Source organism: Mycobacterium sp. 1081908.1, assembly GCF_001673535.1.
Taxonomy (GTDB): Bacteria; Actinomycetota; Actinomycetes; order Mycobacteriales; family Mycobacteriaceae; genus Mycobacterium.
In genome coordinates this window covers 42659-58117 of sequence record NZ_LZLY01000022.1, presented here as the reverse complement: position 1 = coordinate 58117, position 15459 = coordinate 42659, and the positions used below count along the sequence as shown (strand labels likewise).

The following is a 15459-nucleotide window of genomic DNA, read 5'->3' as shown; positions in this document are numbered from 1 at the left end:
TCAGTGTGAACTGACGGCCTTCAGTGTGAACTGACGGCGGGAAAAACGCGGATTTCTCGCCCCCCACGCACTCGCAAAGCCACCGATACACACTCGACGCCGTGAGCGCACACCCAACGCGATCAGCAATACCGCGGCGGCCTGCACGGCCCGCGACAGCGCCACCGCGCGGCGCAGGTCTGCCACCTCGGGTGGCCGCCCGTCCCCGAGCGTGGGCCGGATCTGCAGCTCGTGGCGGTACTGCGTCGGACCGCCGAGCCGAACGCCCAGCGCCCCCGCGAAGGCGGCCTCGACCACCCCGGCGTTGGGGCTGGGATGCCGCGCCGCGTCAGCGCGCCAGGCCCGCCACGCACCGGACGGTGATCCGGAGACCAACGGTGCGCACAGCACCACCAGCGCCGCGGTCACGCGGGCCGGGATGTAGTTGGCCGCGTCGTCCAATCGCGCTGCGGCCCAACCGAATCGGAGGTAGCGCGGCGAGCGGTGCCCGATCATCGAATCCAGCGTGTTGACGCCGCGGTATGCCAGCACCGCGGGCGCCCCACCCACCGTCGCCCACAGCAGCGGCGCCACTTGGGCGTCCGAGGTGTTCTCCGCGACCGATTCGAGCGCCGCGCGCGTCAGGCCGGTGGCATCCAGGCGGGCCGGATCGCGCCCGCACAGCGACGGCAGCAGCCGTCGGCCGGCCTCGACGTCGCCGCCTTCCAATAGCCCCGACATTTCCCGGCCGGTGCGCGCCAACGACGTTCCGCCCAGACAGATCCAGGTCGCCGCGGCGGTGGCCCACAGCCCTCCCCAGCGGGAGGCGGCCGCGCCCACCAGCGTCACCGCGCCGACCAGCAGGCTCACGTGTAGCGCGCCGGCGCCCTTGGCGTCGCGGTAGGTGACGCCCTCCAGCGCCGCGGCCGCCCGGCCGAACAGCGCGACCGGATGGCCCCGTTCGGGGTCGCTCAGCGCGAGGTCGGCCAGGTAGCCGGCCAGCACGCCCGCGGTTCGGGCCCGAGTCGCACGCACCCGGGCAGCGTCTCACACCCGCCGCGGCCGGGCTCGGCGACGCTAGATGGCCAAAATGGCCGCCACGATCACCACGACGATCAGCAGGCCGACCACCCACCACAGCAAAGCGTCGGGATCGGCCGGCGCGCGCGGCAGCGGCCGGCTCGGGTTACCAGGTTGAGTACTCATCCTGCAGGTCTGCCCATTTTTCGGCGGAAATAACGGTTTGCCGTGGTGTACTCGACTCCATGAGGGGTAATCCGGGATGAAGCGGCCCGCGACCCGGGTCGCCGATCTGCTGAACCCGGCGGCGATGTTGCTGCCCGCCGCGAACGTGATCATGCAGCTGTCCCTGCCCGGCGTCGGCTATGGCGTGCTGGAAAGCCCGGTGGACAGCGGCAACCTCTACAAGCACCCGTTCAAGCGGGCGCGCACCACCGGCACCTACCTGGCCGTCGCGGCCATCGGGACCGAGTCCGACCGCGCCCTGATCCGCAACGCCGTGGACGTCGCGCACCGGCAGGTTCGCTCGACGCCGTCAAGTCCGGTGTCCTACAACGCTTTCGACCCCAAGCTGCAGCTGTGGGTGGCCGCCTGCCTGTACCGATACTTCGTCGACCAGCACCAGTTCTTGCACGGCCCGCTGGACGAGGCCAGCGCGGAATCCGTCTATCGCGACGCGAAACGGCTGGGCACCACGCTGCAGGTGCCCGAGCGCATGTGGCCGCCGGACCTCGCCGCCTTCGACGAATACTGGAAGCGCTCCCTCGACGAACTGCACATCGACCCGCCGGTGCGGGAGCACCTGCACGGCGTGGCCTCGATGGCGTTCCTGCCGCTGCCGCTGCGCGCGCTGGGCGGACCGTTCAACCGGTTCGCGACGACGGGATTCTTGGCCCCGGAGTTCCGGGCGATGATGGAGCTGGACTGGTCGCCGGCCCAGCAGCGCCGGTTCGAATGGCTGCTGAGCGGGCTGCGCCTGGCGGACCGGCTGATCCCGCACCGGGCGTGGATCTTCGGCTATCAGCTTTACCTGTGGGACATGCGCATTCGGGCGCGCCGCGGCCGGCGCATCGTCTAGCGCACCGTCGCGAAGAATGCGCGCACGTCGTCCACGAACAGCTCCGGCTGTTCGAACGCGGCGAAATGCCCGCCGCGCGGCATGTCGGTCCAGTGCGTGATGTTGTAGGCGGGCTCGCACCAGCTTCGTGGCGCCTTCAGCAGCTCGGCCGGGAAAGCGCTGACGCCGGTGGGCAATTCGACCCGGTCGTTCATCCGGCCGAAGACCCGGAAGCTTTCCCAGTACAACCGGGCCGACGACGCGCCGCTGCCGGTCACCCAGTACATCATCACGTTGTCCAGCAGCTCGTCGCGGCTGAACACGTTCTCGGGGTGCCCGTCGCAATCGGCCCACGCCCAGAATTTCTCGACGATCCATGCCAGCTGCCCCACCGGGGAATCCACCAGCCCGTAACCGAGCGTCTGCGGCCGGGTGGACTGCTGCTTGGAATAGCCGGTGCCCCACTCGCGGTGCTCGGCCATCGACGCCAGCGCGCGTTGCTCCTCCGGCGTCGGATCGGCCAGCGCCTCCTTGGTGGGCCGGCCGATGGGCATGTTCAGGTGGATGCCCGCGCAGTGCCCGCCGTTTCGGCCGATCTGCGTGGTGACGGCAGCGCCCCAGTCGCCGCCCTGGGCGCCGTAGCGGTCGTGGCCCAGGCCCAGCATCAACGTCTCCCACGCCTCGGCGATCCTCTCGACGCCCCACCCGGTGCGGGTGGGCTTGCCGGAGAAGCCGTACCCGGGAAGCGACGGGCACACGACGTGGAACGCGTCTTCGGCGCGCCCGGACGCGGGATTGGTCAGCGGCTCGATCACCTTGTGGAACTCCACGATCGAGCCCGGCCAGCCGTGGGTGATCAGCAGCGGGAAGGCGCCGTCGTGCGGCGAACGCTGGTGGACGAAATGGATGTCCAGGCCGTCGATTTCGGTGACGAACTGATCGAAGCGGTTGAGCGCGGCCTCCCGGGACCGCCAGTCGTATTTGTTGGCCCAGTAGTCGGCGAGCTCGCGCGTGTACGCCAGCGGAATGCCCTGGCTCCAGTCGTCGACGGATTCGGCCTCCGGCCAGCGAGTGCGCGCCAGGCGCGCGCGCAGATCGTCGAGAACATCGTCGGCAACGTCGATTCGAAAAGGCTTCATGGGGTTCACCATTCGTGGTCGTCCGTGAACGCGGGGCCGCTTGCCCGCTCCTCAGACCTTGCCATATTCGACAGACCTGCAACAACGAGAGGCACTCCCCCGAATGCGCGGAAAATTAGCGCCGAATGCAGGGGTCCCGCGGGGGCAGAACCGTGAAATACTTGAGTAGGTAGGTCTCATGGGCCTACCAGGCATTCCCAGAATGGGGACTGGCGATGATCACCGAAACCGCAAAAGCATTCCCGCTCATCTTCAGGGGCTACGAACCGAACGAGGTTGATGCCTACATCGGGAGCCTCATCGCCAAGCAGCAGGTGCTGCTCGACGAGATTGACAGCCTCAGGGCGAGATTCAAGGAATCCAGCGACGAAGCGGCGGGGCTGCGGATCGAGGTGGCCGTCCTCACCGACGAGGTCGCAGCCCTCACCGAGGCCTCATCCTCGCCCCAGGCGATGCAACGCCGGATGGCCAAGATGCTGCAGCGTGCGGTCGACGAGATTTCCGAGATGCAGGCCGAGGCGCGGGCCGAGGCAGAGGCGCTGATCGCGGCGGCCGAGTCGGGCGCCGAGGACGCCCAGCGAGAGCACGACGAGCGACTCGCGGACATGGCCACGGAGCGAAAGACCCTGGAGGCCGAGTACGGGGAGGCCAAGAAAAAGCTCGAGGCCGAACTGGCCAGGATGCGCGCCGAAACCCGGTCGGCGATCGATGAGGCGTGGCGGGACGCCGAGCGGGAGCGCGACCTACTTCTCGCCGACGCACGGCGCGAAGCGGACCATTGTCGTGAACAGGCCCGGCGGGTGGTGGACGAGGCGAGTCAGCAGCGAATCAAGATCCTCGAGCAACTCATGCGCGTCTATCGCGACCTAGAAGCGGTTCCGGCCACCCTTGACGCGGCTTACCAAGAGCGCGGGAAGGCGCCGGAACCGGGCGTCGTGGTTCCGCTCGACCAGAAAATCAAACGGAATCCCGATTCCGTGACCGGCCTCGCGTAGTTGCCGCTGGTGTGCCTACGCCCGACACGGCCGGCGCGGGCTTCCGTTCGCTACGTCCTTCTGAAGTCGAACGGCTCGGCATCCAACGGCTCCAATGTTCTTGGCGGCGGTAGGGAAACGCCTGATTTCGTTAGACGTGTGGCGAAGTAGCGTCAAGGTCATGGAATCGCCGGCATCACAGGATTCTTGTTTTCTCGCAGAGTGGTATCGGGAAGAGCTGTCCGATACACCCGTTGGCCCGACGGTCACCACGCTTGACAATGCGGCCGCCGAGATTTCGGCTTTGGGCACGCCGGTTCGGCTACTCGCGGTACTGGCCGTGCCGACTGATTCGGTGCTTTTCGGCGTCTTCTCCGCAGCGTCGGCGCAGATTGTGGCCCAGGCGTGCGATCGAGCCGGGCTATCGGCGCAGCGCCTCACTCCCGCCGCTGAAGTCCACCTTCGCGCGAAATAACCTCTCGGTTGACGTCCAGCTTGACGCGTTGACCGAGTTCGGCGCGCGAGCGGATCCCGAGCTTGCGATAGATCCGAGTGAGATTGACCTCGACCGTTTTCGGGCTGATGAACAAGGTGGCTGCTACTTCGCGCGTGGTCATCCCCGACGCGGCCAGCTCTGCCACCCGCTGTTCGGACGACGTCAGCCCGGCACCCCGTTTCCGGCCCACGCTGGACCTCTCCAACTCGGCACGAGCCCGGTCGACCCAAAACGGGGTGTCGAGCTTCTCGAACAGATTCAGCGCCTCCCGAACCGTCGTCACCGACGTATCCTTCTTCCGCTGCCGACGCTGCAATTGACCGAGCAGCAACAAGGTTCGGGCCCGCTCGAACGGCATCGGCAACCGATCGTGCTCAAGCATCGCCCGTTCCGCCGCCGAGCTCGCAGCGACCAGATCGCCCTGGGCGGCCAACAGCATCGCTCTGCCGCGCGCGCCGAGGGCCAGCATCCAGGCGCGGTTCAACCGGCGACCGTTACGTTCCAGAGCGTCGATCAACGGTTGCGCCTCGCGCCCCTGGCCCAGTTGAATCTTCGCCTCGATGGCATCGGGAAGGAACGGGGCGACAAAGATCTCCGTCGCACGCGGCGCCTCTTCGACCGCACGCACCCAGGGTTCGAGTGTGTCGAGCGCGGCTTTGTAATTGCCCAGCGATACCTCGAGAAAGCCCAATGTCGTGATGGGCCACACCGTCACGAGAAAGGGTGAGTCGCAACGGTGACAGATTGCGAGCGCTTCGGCCGCGTGGCGCCGTGCCTCGATTTCCTTGCCGGCGTAGGCGGCCAGTGCGGATTGCAGCATCGGCGCCAGCACACGTGGTAGGTCTCCGCCGAGCTGGGTCGCTCGTTGCATCACGTCCTCGGCGATCACGGCGCAGTCCGAGAAGTTGCCCCGCCAAATTTCGTTGAGGCCACCGTGGAACGCGAACATCAACAGTTCGCTTTCGTCACCGCGCTCGATGGCCCGCCGCCGATAAGCCTGCAACTCTTCGCGGGCCTCGTCGAGCCGACCCGACCCCGCCATCAGCGCCGCGTGTTGCACGGTTGTATCAAGGTGAGCCGTGATGGGGGCTTCGCGGTCCTCCAGTTCGAGGGCGCGTTGCAGTGCGGGTTCGTCCAGACCCTCGCCGAGGAAGAAGCTCACCAGCGCGTGCATGGCCAGGGCCTGACTGAGCAGCTGCGGTTGTCGAATCCGCTCAGCTGTTTGCACGGCGTCGGCAATGCTGCCCGCGGCATCGTCGAGTTGACGATCGTTGACTTGGGCGTGGGCGAGCGGCACCAGGATCTGTGCGCGTAACACGAGATCGTCGCCGGCTTCATCGATGGCCTCGTTCAGCAATTTGACGGCTTCACGAGAACTGCCGTCGAGCAGGCTCCAGAGTCCGAGCAACCGGAGCGCCGCGGCGCGCGACGCCTTCGGCGCGGGTTGTTCGATGATGTGGATGAGCAGTGCGCGTGCCCGCGCAGTCCCTCCCGCGTTGTAATGATGTACCGCGGCTCGTATCCGGCGGTCAGGTGTGTCGCCGCCGAGCCGCATGGCGAGTTCGAGGAGTTCTGCCCCAGCGAGTGGGGCTCCGCGAGCTCGGGCCAATTCGGCGGCGGTGTCGAGCGATCCGAGGGTCGCCGCGTCACCGTGTGTGGCGGCAAGGGCCAGATGTCGTGCGTGCAACTCCGGTTCGGTCACGATATCCGCCAGCCGGCGATGCATACCTCGTCGATCTGCGGGGGTGGCTCCGGTGTAGACGCCATTGCCCAATAGCGGGTGTGAGAAGCGAACCTGATGACCCTCGAGAACGATGATGCCCGCGCTCTCGGCCTCCTCGAGCAGCCGACTCAGTGCATCCGGACCGATCGCCAGAGCGGCGGCCAAAAGCTCAACGGTTGGCTTGCCCAGACAGGCTGCTGCGAGCAGCATTTCCTTCACGTCGGCACTCAGAGCGGCAAGCCGTGCTCGCACCAACTCCGCTAGCGTCGCGGGCAATGGGATGTCGGCGGTGGCCGTGTCGATCTCGACTGCGCGAGCGAGTTCTAGCGCATAGAAGGGATTTCCACCCGAGACTTCGTGGAGCCGAACCATCGCAGGACGGGGAATTGATCGCCCGAGGCGCTGGGACACGACGTCATGCAATGCGCCGAGTTTCAACGGGGCCAGCCTGATCCGCCGCGTCGCGTCCGGCCTGGCAAGCTCCAGCGGCGCGGCCTCGTTCCCCGACGGTCCGGTGCGGACGGTGGCCATCACACCGACCGGCCCTGACAGCCGCCGCACGGCGAAGGCGAAAACCGCAGCGCTCGACGAATCGAGCCACTGCAAGTCGTCGATGGCCAGTATCAGCTTCTGGCGAGCGGCGAGTCCCTCGATCACGGCCAGGAATGCCGCCGACGCCGTACGCTGATCGGCTGCGGCGCTATCGTCGGTGGACCGCAATGTGATGACGTCCATCGCGAGTCGTTGCGGGCCAGGCAAGTGCGCCCAGACACCGGATTCGATGCCAGCCAGGAGGTCTGCGAGTGCGGCGAACGCCATGACCGCTTCGGCAGCTGCCGGTCGGGCGGATAACACCCGGAAGCCATTCGATTCGGCGCGCTCGCATGCCGCCAGCCACAAGGTCGTCTTGCCGATACCCGCGTCGCCCTCAATTACCAGCGCGCAAGGTCCTTTTGAGGCACGCGCGAGGAAATCCGAAACCTCCACAATTTCCGTGCGGTGTGTGAATCTGGTCGTGGTCTCGGCCATCGCCCACATGTCCTCCGCGCCCCAACAGCTAACTCAGATGTGAGCCTAAGCGGACGAGGTCCGCGGAGCACGAGTTATGCCCTAATCAACGATGACCCGTCGGAGCTGCCAGGCGCCTTGCTGGGCGAGCAGTCCACGCATGTCGGCACGAAGCGCATCCAATGCGGCGTACAGGTCGGCCTTGCTCGTTCACGCCCCCGACCTCGCCATACCGGGCCGCACGACGCACCGGACGCCAATGTGGCTCATGCCGGTATCGACGGGTTGCGGTCTGCGCGCGGCCGGTCGGTAGCGCAGGCAGTAGCTGTCCGCGCACAGGAACGAGCCGCCCTTGATCACCTTACGGGGTATCCGGAACTGCGGCTGGGCCGGGTCATAGCTGTCCGCCTCGGACGGCTCGCCGGCGCGCGTGTCGGCATACCAGTCGGTGGTCCACTCCCACACGTTGCCGGACCTCCTCGGCCTTGCGGCGCTGCGTTCAAATCCTAGGAGGCCGAGCGGTTTCAATCGATAGCTGGACACCGATTCACAGGTAAGCCTTGCGAGCGCGGCCGCGGACGGTATCCCACCGCCGACGGTCACGGTTGGCGGCTGGGCACCGTGGGTTCGGGACCGGCGGACGGGGCCGGTCGTGTCGTGGTCGGCGCGAGGATCGGGCCGTTGCTGGGGCCAGGTCGGGGCCCCGTCGGTGCGGGTGTCGCGCATCCAAGCGGCACCGTGGCGCCCCAGTTCGTGATCGGTCCGTGATTCGCCTCGTCAACGGTCGTACCGCGGGCAAAGCCGTCGCCGTCGATCTCGCCGGTGTAGTGACCGCGCGGTCCGCTGCCCCAGCGGATGGTGAAGTCGATGCGGGTGCGGTCGATGCCGCCGCTGACCGTGCCGGTCATTGCGGTTTTGCCCGAAGAGTCCAACGCACTCGCGCTGCCGCTGGCGCTTGGACCGGTCGACCTGAATTGCACAATAAAGCCATTGGCTTGGCGCAAAGAGTAATCACCGATGAACTGATACCGGTCACACACCGGGTCGAGCGGCACCGGTGGCCGCGCCCGTGCGAGCACTGGGGCGGACAGCAGCGCCGCGGCGCCGAGAACGATTGCGGCACCGAGCAATCCAGGCTTGCTCCCGATGCTCAGATGCGACATCGAAGTTCCCCGCCTAGAACGTCACGTTCGTTTCGGCGTGGCCGATCTCCTGAGTCTGTTTACCGCTGGCGTCGTGACAGGAGACCACTACGTGATAGCTGGTTCCGGTGTTGAAACCATTGAAGGTCTGGTTCGTACTCCCGTTCGGATTAACCGTGAAGTCACGGTGAGTATTGAAAGGGGTCGAGTCATAGGTGCACTTGGCGGTCAGGGCCGACGAGTTCGAAATCGTGGCCGTGATGCTGCCCAAATGCGGAGGGCCGAACGACAATTGGATCGCGTTGGTCACCGGCGCCGCCGGTGCGGGCGCCGGTGCGGGCTGGTTCGCCGGGGCGGCGGGCGGCGGGGCGGCCGGGGGTGGTGCCGCAGTCACCGCACAGGTGAATTTGGCATCGGTGTGCCAATCGGCCCGGTGGTTCTGGCTGTCCGTTGTGACACCTAACACCACCTCGCCGGAGTTATTGATGCTGGCTGTGTAGTGCCCTGGCCCACGCGTCCAGTTGACAGTGAAATCAATGTTGTTTCCGTTCACTCCCCCTTCGGGGTCACCCACGTCTACTTTCTCGTTTCCCTGAAACACGTTGGCTATGGCGCCGCCTACCCGAGTTCCTTGCCACGGGATGTCGGCTCGTTGACCGTTGCCCTGGCTGATCGGCATACTCCCCGTGAATTGCCACTGCGAGCACGGGGGGCTCAGCGGAATCGGCGGGGCGGCCTGGGTAAGCGGGCTCGACGCCAACCCCCCCACTACGCTCAGCGCCGCCGCGCCGAGGTAGGCCGCGGCTCGTCCGCTGCGGGATCGGGCGACGAGCGCCGGTGCCGCGGCGCGGGCGCCACGGATGTTCTCGAGTGGATCGGCGTGCGCAGTCGGCATCGCCGTTGTCGTCGACGCGAATCCGCGGGCGCCAGCCGCGAACACATAACCAGCGGACCGTGCTCTCTGACCGACGCTGCTCGACGTGGTCGACGATTGCTTGGTCATGCGTTCTCTCCCCATGATTGACGGCGTCCACGCGGCTGCGCACTGCTCGATCCCGAGCTTCACGGTCGCAACCATGCCGAAACGGATGCGGCCTTCTCGTCGCCCCAAAACCCCAGCTCAGTGGCGGATTCGATGCTATGTCGTTGCCAGCGCTGGAGAAATCAGGGATTTCCCTATTCTTTTCGCCACAAGCACCTTCGCTACCGGGGCCGACACATGCGCCGGCGGTGGATGGTTGTCGAGCATGCGCGCTTAGTCGTTGCCCGACGGGGCGCTGTCGTCGCGGTGGTAAGTGCCGCGAACGCGGCCTTCGACGGCCGGATTGAGCTGTTGCGGCGCCATTCCCGCGCACCGGCAGACCTGCTCAACGGCGTCCGCGGAGTCCGCCTCGAAGCACCGGCGAACTGCAAACCCTAGATGCCCTCGACACGGCCGCCTGCGGGGCCCGCCGGCGCGGATCACCGCTGGGCCGAAACACAGGGCATGGTCGAAATCGCCGGGAACCGTGGCCGCCGCCGCGGAATTTCTCGACATGGCCATCCGACCTGGGGGCGACAGTCCCAAGCGGCGGATCCGTTCGGCGCGTAATCATTTGGATGCCGGGCCGGGCGCTCAGCATGAGCGTCCACCTGCGATTCCGCCGCGGAGGCGGCCTCGACCAACACAGCCTGCAACGCGCACTCGACCTTGAGGACCGCGAGGCATTTATGCCTGCGGCGTTGCTGGCCGGGTGTGCAGAGCGCGTTGCTTCTGGGTTGGAGCGGAGACCTCAGCCAAGCCTATGAAGGCGATGACCTCTTGGATGCGGCGCGGTCAGGAGCGCGGGGAAGACGGCGAGCTGATTCACTTGCAGTTCAACACCTTTCAGATCGAGGTGTGGCCGGGAAGATTCACCGACGCGACTCTACTCGCCGACGACGCTGGAATCGTTCGACGGACTAGGCACCCCATCGGCGAAGGCTCGTACGTCGTTGGCCCGTTCCGACATCACCGTGCGCCCGGCCAAACTACTGACGGCTGGCTAGCGGCGGGTGGCCGAGCTCGCCGCATCGGGCATGACCACCCGGGAGCTAGCCGCCACGTTGTTCATCAGCCCAAAGACCGTCGAAGTACACCTCACCCACATCTACCGCAAGCTCGACGTGCGCACCCGCGCGGAATTGGTCCGGCGCATCGACCAACTCGACGCCTGATCCACCAAGCGGCCTACGCTCGCGGCGCCAGGCCAATACCACCGGTGGGCGCGGACGGTATCGAACCGCCGACCGCTGGTGTGTAAAACCAGAGCTCTACCACTGAGCTACGCGCCCTTATGCCCGCAGCAGGCTACACGCCGACGGGCCGAGCACCCAAAATTCAGGCCTGCAAAGCCGCCAGCGCGTCGAGCCAGAGCCGCTGGTCGCGGGACTCGCCCGGCTGTTTCATCTCGGCGAATTGGATTATCCCCGACCGATCGACGACGAAGGTCCCGCGGTTGGGGTAGCCGGCGTCGGCGTTGAACACGCCGTAGGCCTGGCTGACCTCGCCGTGGGGCCAGAAATCCGACAGCACGGGGAACGTGAACCCGCTTTCCAGCGCCCAGATCTTGTGCGTGGGCGGCGGCCCCACCGAGATCGCGAGCGCCACGCTGTCGTCGTTTTCGAATTCCGGCAGGTGATCGCGCAGCAGATCCAGCTCGCCCTGGCAGATCCCGGTGAACGCCAGCGGGAAGAAGATCAGCAGGACGTTCTTGGCGCCGCGGTAGGAGCTCAGGGTGACGGGCTGCTGGTTTTGGTCGCGCAATGTGAAGTCGGGGGCGGTGGTGCCGACGGGCAGCATCAACGCTTCCCGGTCCGCGACTTCGGCTGCACCAGCTGGCTGGCGCTCCAGTCGCCGAGGTTGACCGACGAGGTCGGCATGAGGCCGGCGGTGGGGGCCGCCTCGGCGATCTCCGCGGGCAGCACGTGACCGGGCTTGCCGGTCTTGGGGGTGAGCACCCAGATCACGCCGTCCTCGGCGAGCGGGCTGATCGCGTCCATCAGGGTGTCCACCAGGTCACCGTCCCCGTCGCGCCACCACAGCAGCACGACATCGATCACCTCGTCGCTGTCCTCGTCGAGCAGCTCGCTTCCGCAGGCCTCCTCGACCGCGGCGCGGATGTCGTCGTCGGTGTCCTCGTCCCAGCCCCACTCCTGGACGACTTGGTCTCGATGGATGCCGAGTTTGCGAGCGTAGCTCGGGGCGTCATCCGCCGCGACCACCGTGGAGCCTCCTTAAGCTATCTGCGCGCCGTGTGATGGGAATTATCGTCGCACAGCCTTGACGCGGTCCATACCCGTGCCTCACCAGGCGTCTCAGTAGGATGCCAGGCAGAGTTTCAGCGCCTTCGTCTTGGTGTCGTTGAGCTGGTCGACCCGCCTGTTGAACTCCGCGATCGACGCGTGCGTGCCGATGGCGTTGGCCACCCCGCGCGCCGCGTCGACATAGGCGTTGAACGCGTCCTTCAGCTGCTGGGACAGGGCATCGTTGAAGCTGTTGGAGACCGTGGTGGCGCTGTCGTTGAGCGCGCCGATCGCGGGGCCCTCGTTCGGGCCGGTGTTGCGGCCCGCGTTGAACGACGCGACGTAGTCGTTCACCCGGTCGATCGCGTCCTTGGCCGAGGTGGCCAGCGTGTCGCAGGAGGTGCGCACCGCCCTGGTCGTCAGCGAGGCCTGGCGCTGCGACTCCTTCACGCGCGAGGTGGCCGACGAGGCCGACACCGAGGCGGACACCGACTGCCGGTAGGCCGGGGCGACGTTCGTATCGGGCGTGGCGGTCCCCTTGGTGACGCTCGTACACCCCACGATCCCGAGGATCACCGCCGCGACACAGCCGAGCGCCAGCGCGCCTCGCTTGGGGATCTCCCCCAGGTGCATGCGAGGGACGGCACGCCATCCGATGAGCACGGTTGGAGACGTTACCGGGTTTCCGATCGTCACCGCGGCTACCCGCCCGAAACGCCGGTGCGGCACGATAGGGGGATACGACGCAAGCCGTTGCCCCGCCGACTACAGGAGCGGAAGTTGACCACCGAGTTCGCCCGCCACGACCTGGCGAAAACCCCAAGTAGCGCAAGCGAACCCGACCGCGTTCGGGTGATCCGCGAGGGTGTGGCGTCCTATCTGCCCGACATCGACCCCGACGAGACGTCGGAATGGCTCGAGTCCTTCGACGAAATGCTGGAGCGCTCGGGGCCGGCGCGGGCGCGCTACCTGATGCTGCGGCTGCTGGAGCGCGCGGGCGACCAGCGGGTGGCCATCCCGTCGCTGACGTCGACCGACTACGTCAACACCATCCCCACCGAGCTGGAGCCGTGGTTCCCCGGAGACGAGGACGTCGAACGCCGCTACCGGGCGTGGATCCGGTGGAACGCCGCGATCATGGTGCACCGCGCCCAGCGCCCGGGAATCGGCGTGGGCGGCCACATTTCGACCTATGCGTCGTCGGCGGCGCTCTACGAGGTCGGCTTCAACCACTTCTTCCGCGGCAAGTCGCACCCCGGCGGCGGGGACCAGGTCTTCATCCAGGGCCACGCCTCCCCCGGCATCTACGCCCGCGCCTTCCTCGAGGGCCGGCTCAGCGAGGAGCGGCTCGACGGCTTCCGCCAGGAGCACAGCCACGCCGGCGGCGGGCTGCCCTCCTACCCCCACCCGCGGCTGATGCCCGACTTCTGGGAGTTCCCGACCGTGTCGATGGGCCTAGGCCCGCTCAATGCGATCTACCAGGCGCGGTTCAACCACTACCTGCACGATCGCGGCATCAAGGACACCTCCGACCAGCACGTGTGGTGTTTTCTGGGCGACGGCGAGATGGACGAGCCCGAGAGCCGCGGCCTGGCGCACGTCGGGGCACTCGAGGGCTTGGACAACCTGACCTTCGTGATCAACTGCAACCTGCAGCGCCTCGACGGCCCGGTGCGCGGCAACGGCAAGATCATCCAGGAGCTGGAGTCGTTCTTCCGCGGCGCCGGCTGGAACGTCATCAAGGTGGTCTGGGGCCGCGAGTGGGACGCCCTGCTGCACGCCGACAAGGACGGCGCGCTGGTCAACCTGATGAACACCACGCCCGACGGCGACTACCAGACCTACAAGGCCAACGACGGCGCCTACGTGCGCGACCACTTCTTCGGGCGCGACCCGCGCACCAAGGCGCTCGTCGAGCAGATGACCGATTCGGAGATCTGGAACCTCAAGCGCGGCGGCCACGACTACCGCAAGGTGTACGCCGCCTACCGCGCCGCCGTCGACCACAAGGGACAGCCGACGGTGATCCTGGCCAAGACCATCAAGGGCTACTCGCTGGGCGCGCACTTCCAGGGCCGCAACGCCACCCACCAGATGAAAAAGCTTGCGCTGCAAGACCTCAAGGACTTCCGCGACGCCATCCGGATCCCCATCAGCGACGCCCAGCTCGAAGAGGATCCCTACCTGCCGCCCTACTACCACCCCGGTCCGGACGCCCCGGAGATCCGCTACCTGCTCGACCGGCGCCGCGCGCTGGGCGGCTTCCTCCCCGAACGCCGCACGAAGGCCAAGGCGCTTTCGCTGCCCGGCCGCGACACCTACGCCGCGCTGAAGAAGGGGTCGGGCAACCAGGAGGTCGCCACCACCATGGCGACGGTGCGAACGTTCAAGGAAGTGTTGCGGCACAAGGAGGTTGGGCCGCGGATCGTGCCGATCATTCCCGACGAGGCCCGCACGTTCGGGATGGACTCGTGGTTCCCTTCGCTGAAGATCTACAACCGCCTCGGCCAGCTGTACACCGCCGTCGACGCCGAACTCATGCTGGCCTACAAGGAAAGTGAGGTCGGCCAGATCCTGCACGAGGGCATCAACGAGGCGGGCTCGGTGGGCTCGTTCATCGCGGCCGGCACGTCGTATGCGACGCACAACGAGCCGATGATCCCGATCTACATCTTCTATTCCATGTTCGGGTTCCAGCGCACCGGCGACGGGCTGTGGGCCGCGGCCGACCAGATGGCGCGCGGCTTCCTGCTCGGCGCGACCGCGGGGCGCACCACGCTGACCGGTGAGGGCCTGCAGCACGCCGACGGCCACTCCTTGCTGCTGGCCGCCACCAATCCGGCGGTGGTGTCCTACGACCCGGCGTTCGCCTTCGAGATCGCCTACATCGTGGAGAGCGGGCTGGCCCGCATGTTCGGAGAGAACCCGGAGAACGTGTTCTTCTACATCACCGTCTACAACGAGCCCTACCCGCAGCCGCCGGAGCCGGACAACTTCGATCCCGAGGGCGTGCTGCGCGGCATCTACCGCTACCGCGCCGCCACCGAACAACGGGCGAACAAGGCGCAGATCCTCGCCTCCGGGGTCGCCATGCCGTCGGCGCTGCAGGCCGCCGACATGCTGGCCGCCGAGTGGGACGTCGCCGCCGACGTGTGGTCGGTGACCAGCTGGGGCGAGCTGAACCGCGACGGCGTGAGCGTCGAGCGGGCCCGGCTGCGCCACCCCGACCAGCCGGCCGGCACCCCCTACGTGACCCGCGCGCTCGCGGATGCCGCCGGCCCGGTGATCGCGGTGTCGGACTGGATGCGCGCCGTGCCCGAGCAGATCCGGCAGTGGGTGCCGGGCACCTTCGTCACCCTGGGCACCGACGGGTTCGGCTTCTCCGACACCCGGCCCGCCGCGCGGCGCTACTTCAACACCGACGCCGAGTCGCAGGTCGTCGCGGTGCTCGAGGCGCTGGCTCGCGACGGTGAGATCGACCCGTCCGTGCCGGTCGCGGCCGCCCGCGAGTACCGGATCGACGACGTGCTGGCCGCGCCCGAGCAGACGTCCGACCCCGGCGTCGCCTAACCGCGACCACCTCCCCGCCGAGCGTGCGGCCAGCCGCACGCTGGGCGTCGAGCGTGCGGCCAGCCGCACGCCGGGCCGTCGCCGCCA

Annotated in this window: 14 protein-coding genes, 1 tRNA gene and 1 pseudogene; 5 read left to right on the top strand and 11 right to left on the bottom strand. The window is 67.4% G+C overall.

What is annotated here, in order from left to right; all coding sequences use genetic code 11:
- Together A5655_RS04275 and A5655_RS29080 are read right to left on the bottom strand one after the other, a co-directional pair.
- Nucleotides 1-1014 (bottom strand): cobalamin biosynthesis protein, encoded by a 1014-nt coding sequence (locus A5655_RS04275; protein ID WP_082978465.1) that lies wholly within the window; start codon nt 1012-1014, stop codon nt 1-3.
- Between the two features lie 42 nt (nt 1015-1056).
- Nucleotides 1057-1185 (bottom strand): hypothetical protein, encoded by a 129-nt coding sequence (locus tag A5655_RS29080; RefSeq protein ID WP_255361986.1) that lies wholly within the window; start codon nt 1183-1185, stop codon nt 1057-1059.
- A gap of 76 nt (nt 1186-1261) precedes the next feature.
- Here A5655_RS29080 and A5655_RS04270 point away from each other — a divergent pair, with 76 nt between their 5' ends.
- Entirely contained in the window at nt 1262-2077 is an 816-nt protein-coding gene (locus A5655_RS04270; protein WP_067005891.1) for an oxygenase MpaB family protein, read from the top strand.
- Here A5655_RS04270 and A5655_RS04265 read toward each other — a convergent pair.
- Complete coding sequence (locus A5655_RS04265; protein WP_067005942.1) at nt 2074-3195, bottom strand: epoxide hydrolase family protein; 1122 nt, start codon at nt 3193-3195, stop codon at nt 2074-2076. The two genes, A5655_RS04270 and A5655_RS04265, sit on opposite strands and share 4 nt — an antisense overlap.
- 215 nt (nt 3196-3410) lie before the next feature.
- Here A5655_RS04265 and A5655_RS04260 point away from each other — a divergent pair, with 215 nt between their 5' ends.
- Entirely contained in the window at nt 3411-4190 is a 780-nt protein-coding gene (locus tag A5655_RS04260; protein WP_067005889.1) for a cell division protein DivIVA, read from the top strand.
- Between the two features lie 160 nt (nt 4191-4350).
- Nucleotides 4351-4644, top strand: a complete 294-nt coding sequence (locus A5655_RS26875; protein ID WP_082978467.1) for a hypothetical protein — start codon at nt 4351-4353, stop codon at nt 4642-4644.
- Here A5655_RS26875 and A5655_RS04255 read toward each other — a convergent pair.
- The 4 genes and pseudogenes from A5655_RS04255 to A5655_RS27680 all read right to left on the bottom strand — a co-directional run bounded on the left by A5655_RS04255 (nt 4607) and on the right by A5655_RS27680 (nt 9541).
- Nucleotides 4607-7417, bottom strand: a complete 2811-nt coding sequence (locus A5655_RS04255; protein ID WP_067005940.1) for a helix-turn-helix transcriptional regulator — start codon at nt 7415-7417, stop codon at nt 4607-4609. The two genes, A5655_RS26875 and A5655_RS04255, sit on opposite strands and share 38 nt — an antisense overlap.
- 189 nt (nt 7418-7606) lie before the next feature.
- A pseudogene (locus tag A5655_RS04250) lies at nt 7607-7870 on the bottom strand (SUMF1/EgtB/PvdO family nonheme iron enzyme); the annotation flags it as partial.
- 125 nt (nt 7871-7995) lie between these two features.
- Nucleotides 7996-8559, bottom strand: a complete 564-nt coding sequence (locus A5655_RS04245) for a hypothetical protein (RefSeq protein ID WP_156764685.1) — start codon at nt 8557-8559, stop codon at nt 7996-7998.
- A 13-nt stretch (nt 8560-8572) separates the two neighbouring features.
- Nucleotides 8573-9541, bottom strand: coding sequence for a hypothetical protein (locus tag A5655_RS27680; RefSeq protein WP_156764684.1), 969 nt, complete (start codon nt 9539-9541; stop codon nt 8573-8575).
- A 1031-nt stretch (nt 9542-10572) separates the two neighbouring features.
- Between A5655_RS27680 and A5655_RS26865 the strand changes: the two genes are divergently transcribed.
- On the top strand, nt 10573-10734 hold the full coding sequence (locus A5655_RS26865) for a helix-turn-helix transcriptional regulator (RefSeq protein WP_082978463.1): 162 nt from the start codon (nt 10573-10575) through the stop codon (nt 10732-10734).
- A gap of 45 nt (nt 10735-10779) precedes the next feature.
- Here A5655_RS26865 and A5655_RS04235 read toward each other — a convergent pair.
- The 4 genes from A5655_RS04235 to A5655_RS04220 form a co-directional block, all read right to left on the bottom strand.
- Nucleotides 10780-10851 (bottom strand) — tRNA-Val (locus A5655_RS04235).
- Nucleotides 10852-10897: 46 nt separating this feature from the next.
- Complete coding sequence (locus A5655_RS04230) at nt 10898-11359, bottom strand: peroxiredoxin (protein ID WP_067005881.1); 462 nt, start codon at nt 11357-11359, stop codon at nt 10898-10900.
- The gene (locus tag A5655_RS04225; protein WP_066932751.1) at nt 11359-11781 is read right to left on the bottom strand and encodes a DUF3052 domain-containing protein; all 423 of its coding nucleotides are present in this window, start codon (nt 11779-11781) and stop codon (nt 11359-11361) included. Before A5655_RS04225 ends, A5655_RS04230 begins: the two co-directional genes overlap by 1 nt.
- 93 nt (nt 11782-11874) lie before the next feature.
- The gene (locus A5655_RS04220; protein WP_067005938.1) at nt 11875-12465 is read right to left on the bottom strand and encodes a hypothetical protein; all 591 of its coding nucleotides are present in this window, start codon (nt 12463-12465) and stop codon (nt 11875-11877) included.
- 117 nt (nt 12466-12582) lie between these two features.
- Between A5655_RS04220 and aceE the strand changes: the two genes are divergently transcribed.
- Nucleotides 12583-15372 carry a pyruvate dehydrogenase (acetyl-transferring), homodimeric type gene (gene aceE / locus A5655_RS04215; protein ID WP_067005879.1) on the top strand — a complete coding sequence of 930 codons (2790 nt, stop codon included), beginning with the start codon at nt 12583-12585 and terminating at the stop codon, nt 15370-15372.
- Nucleotides 15373-15459: the final 87 nt, after the last annotated feature.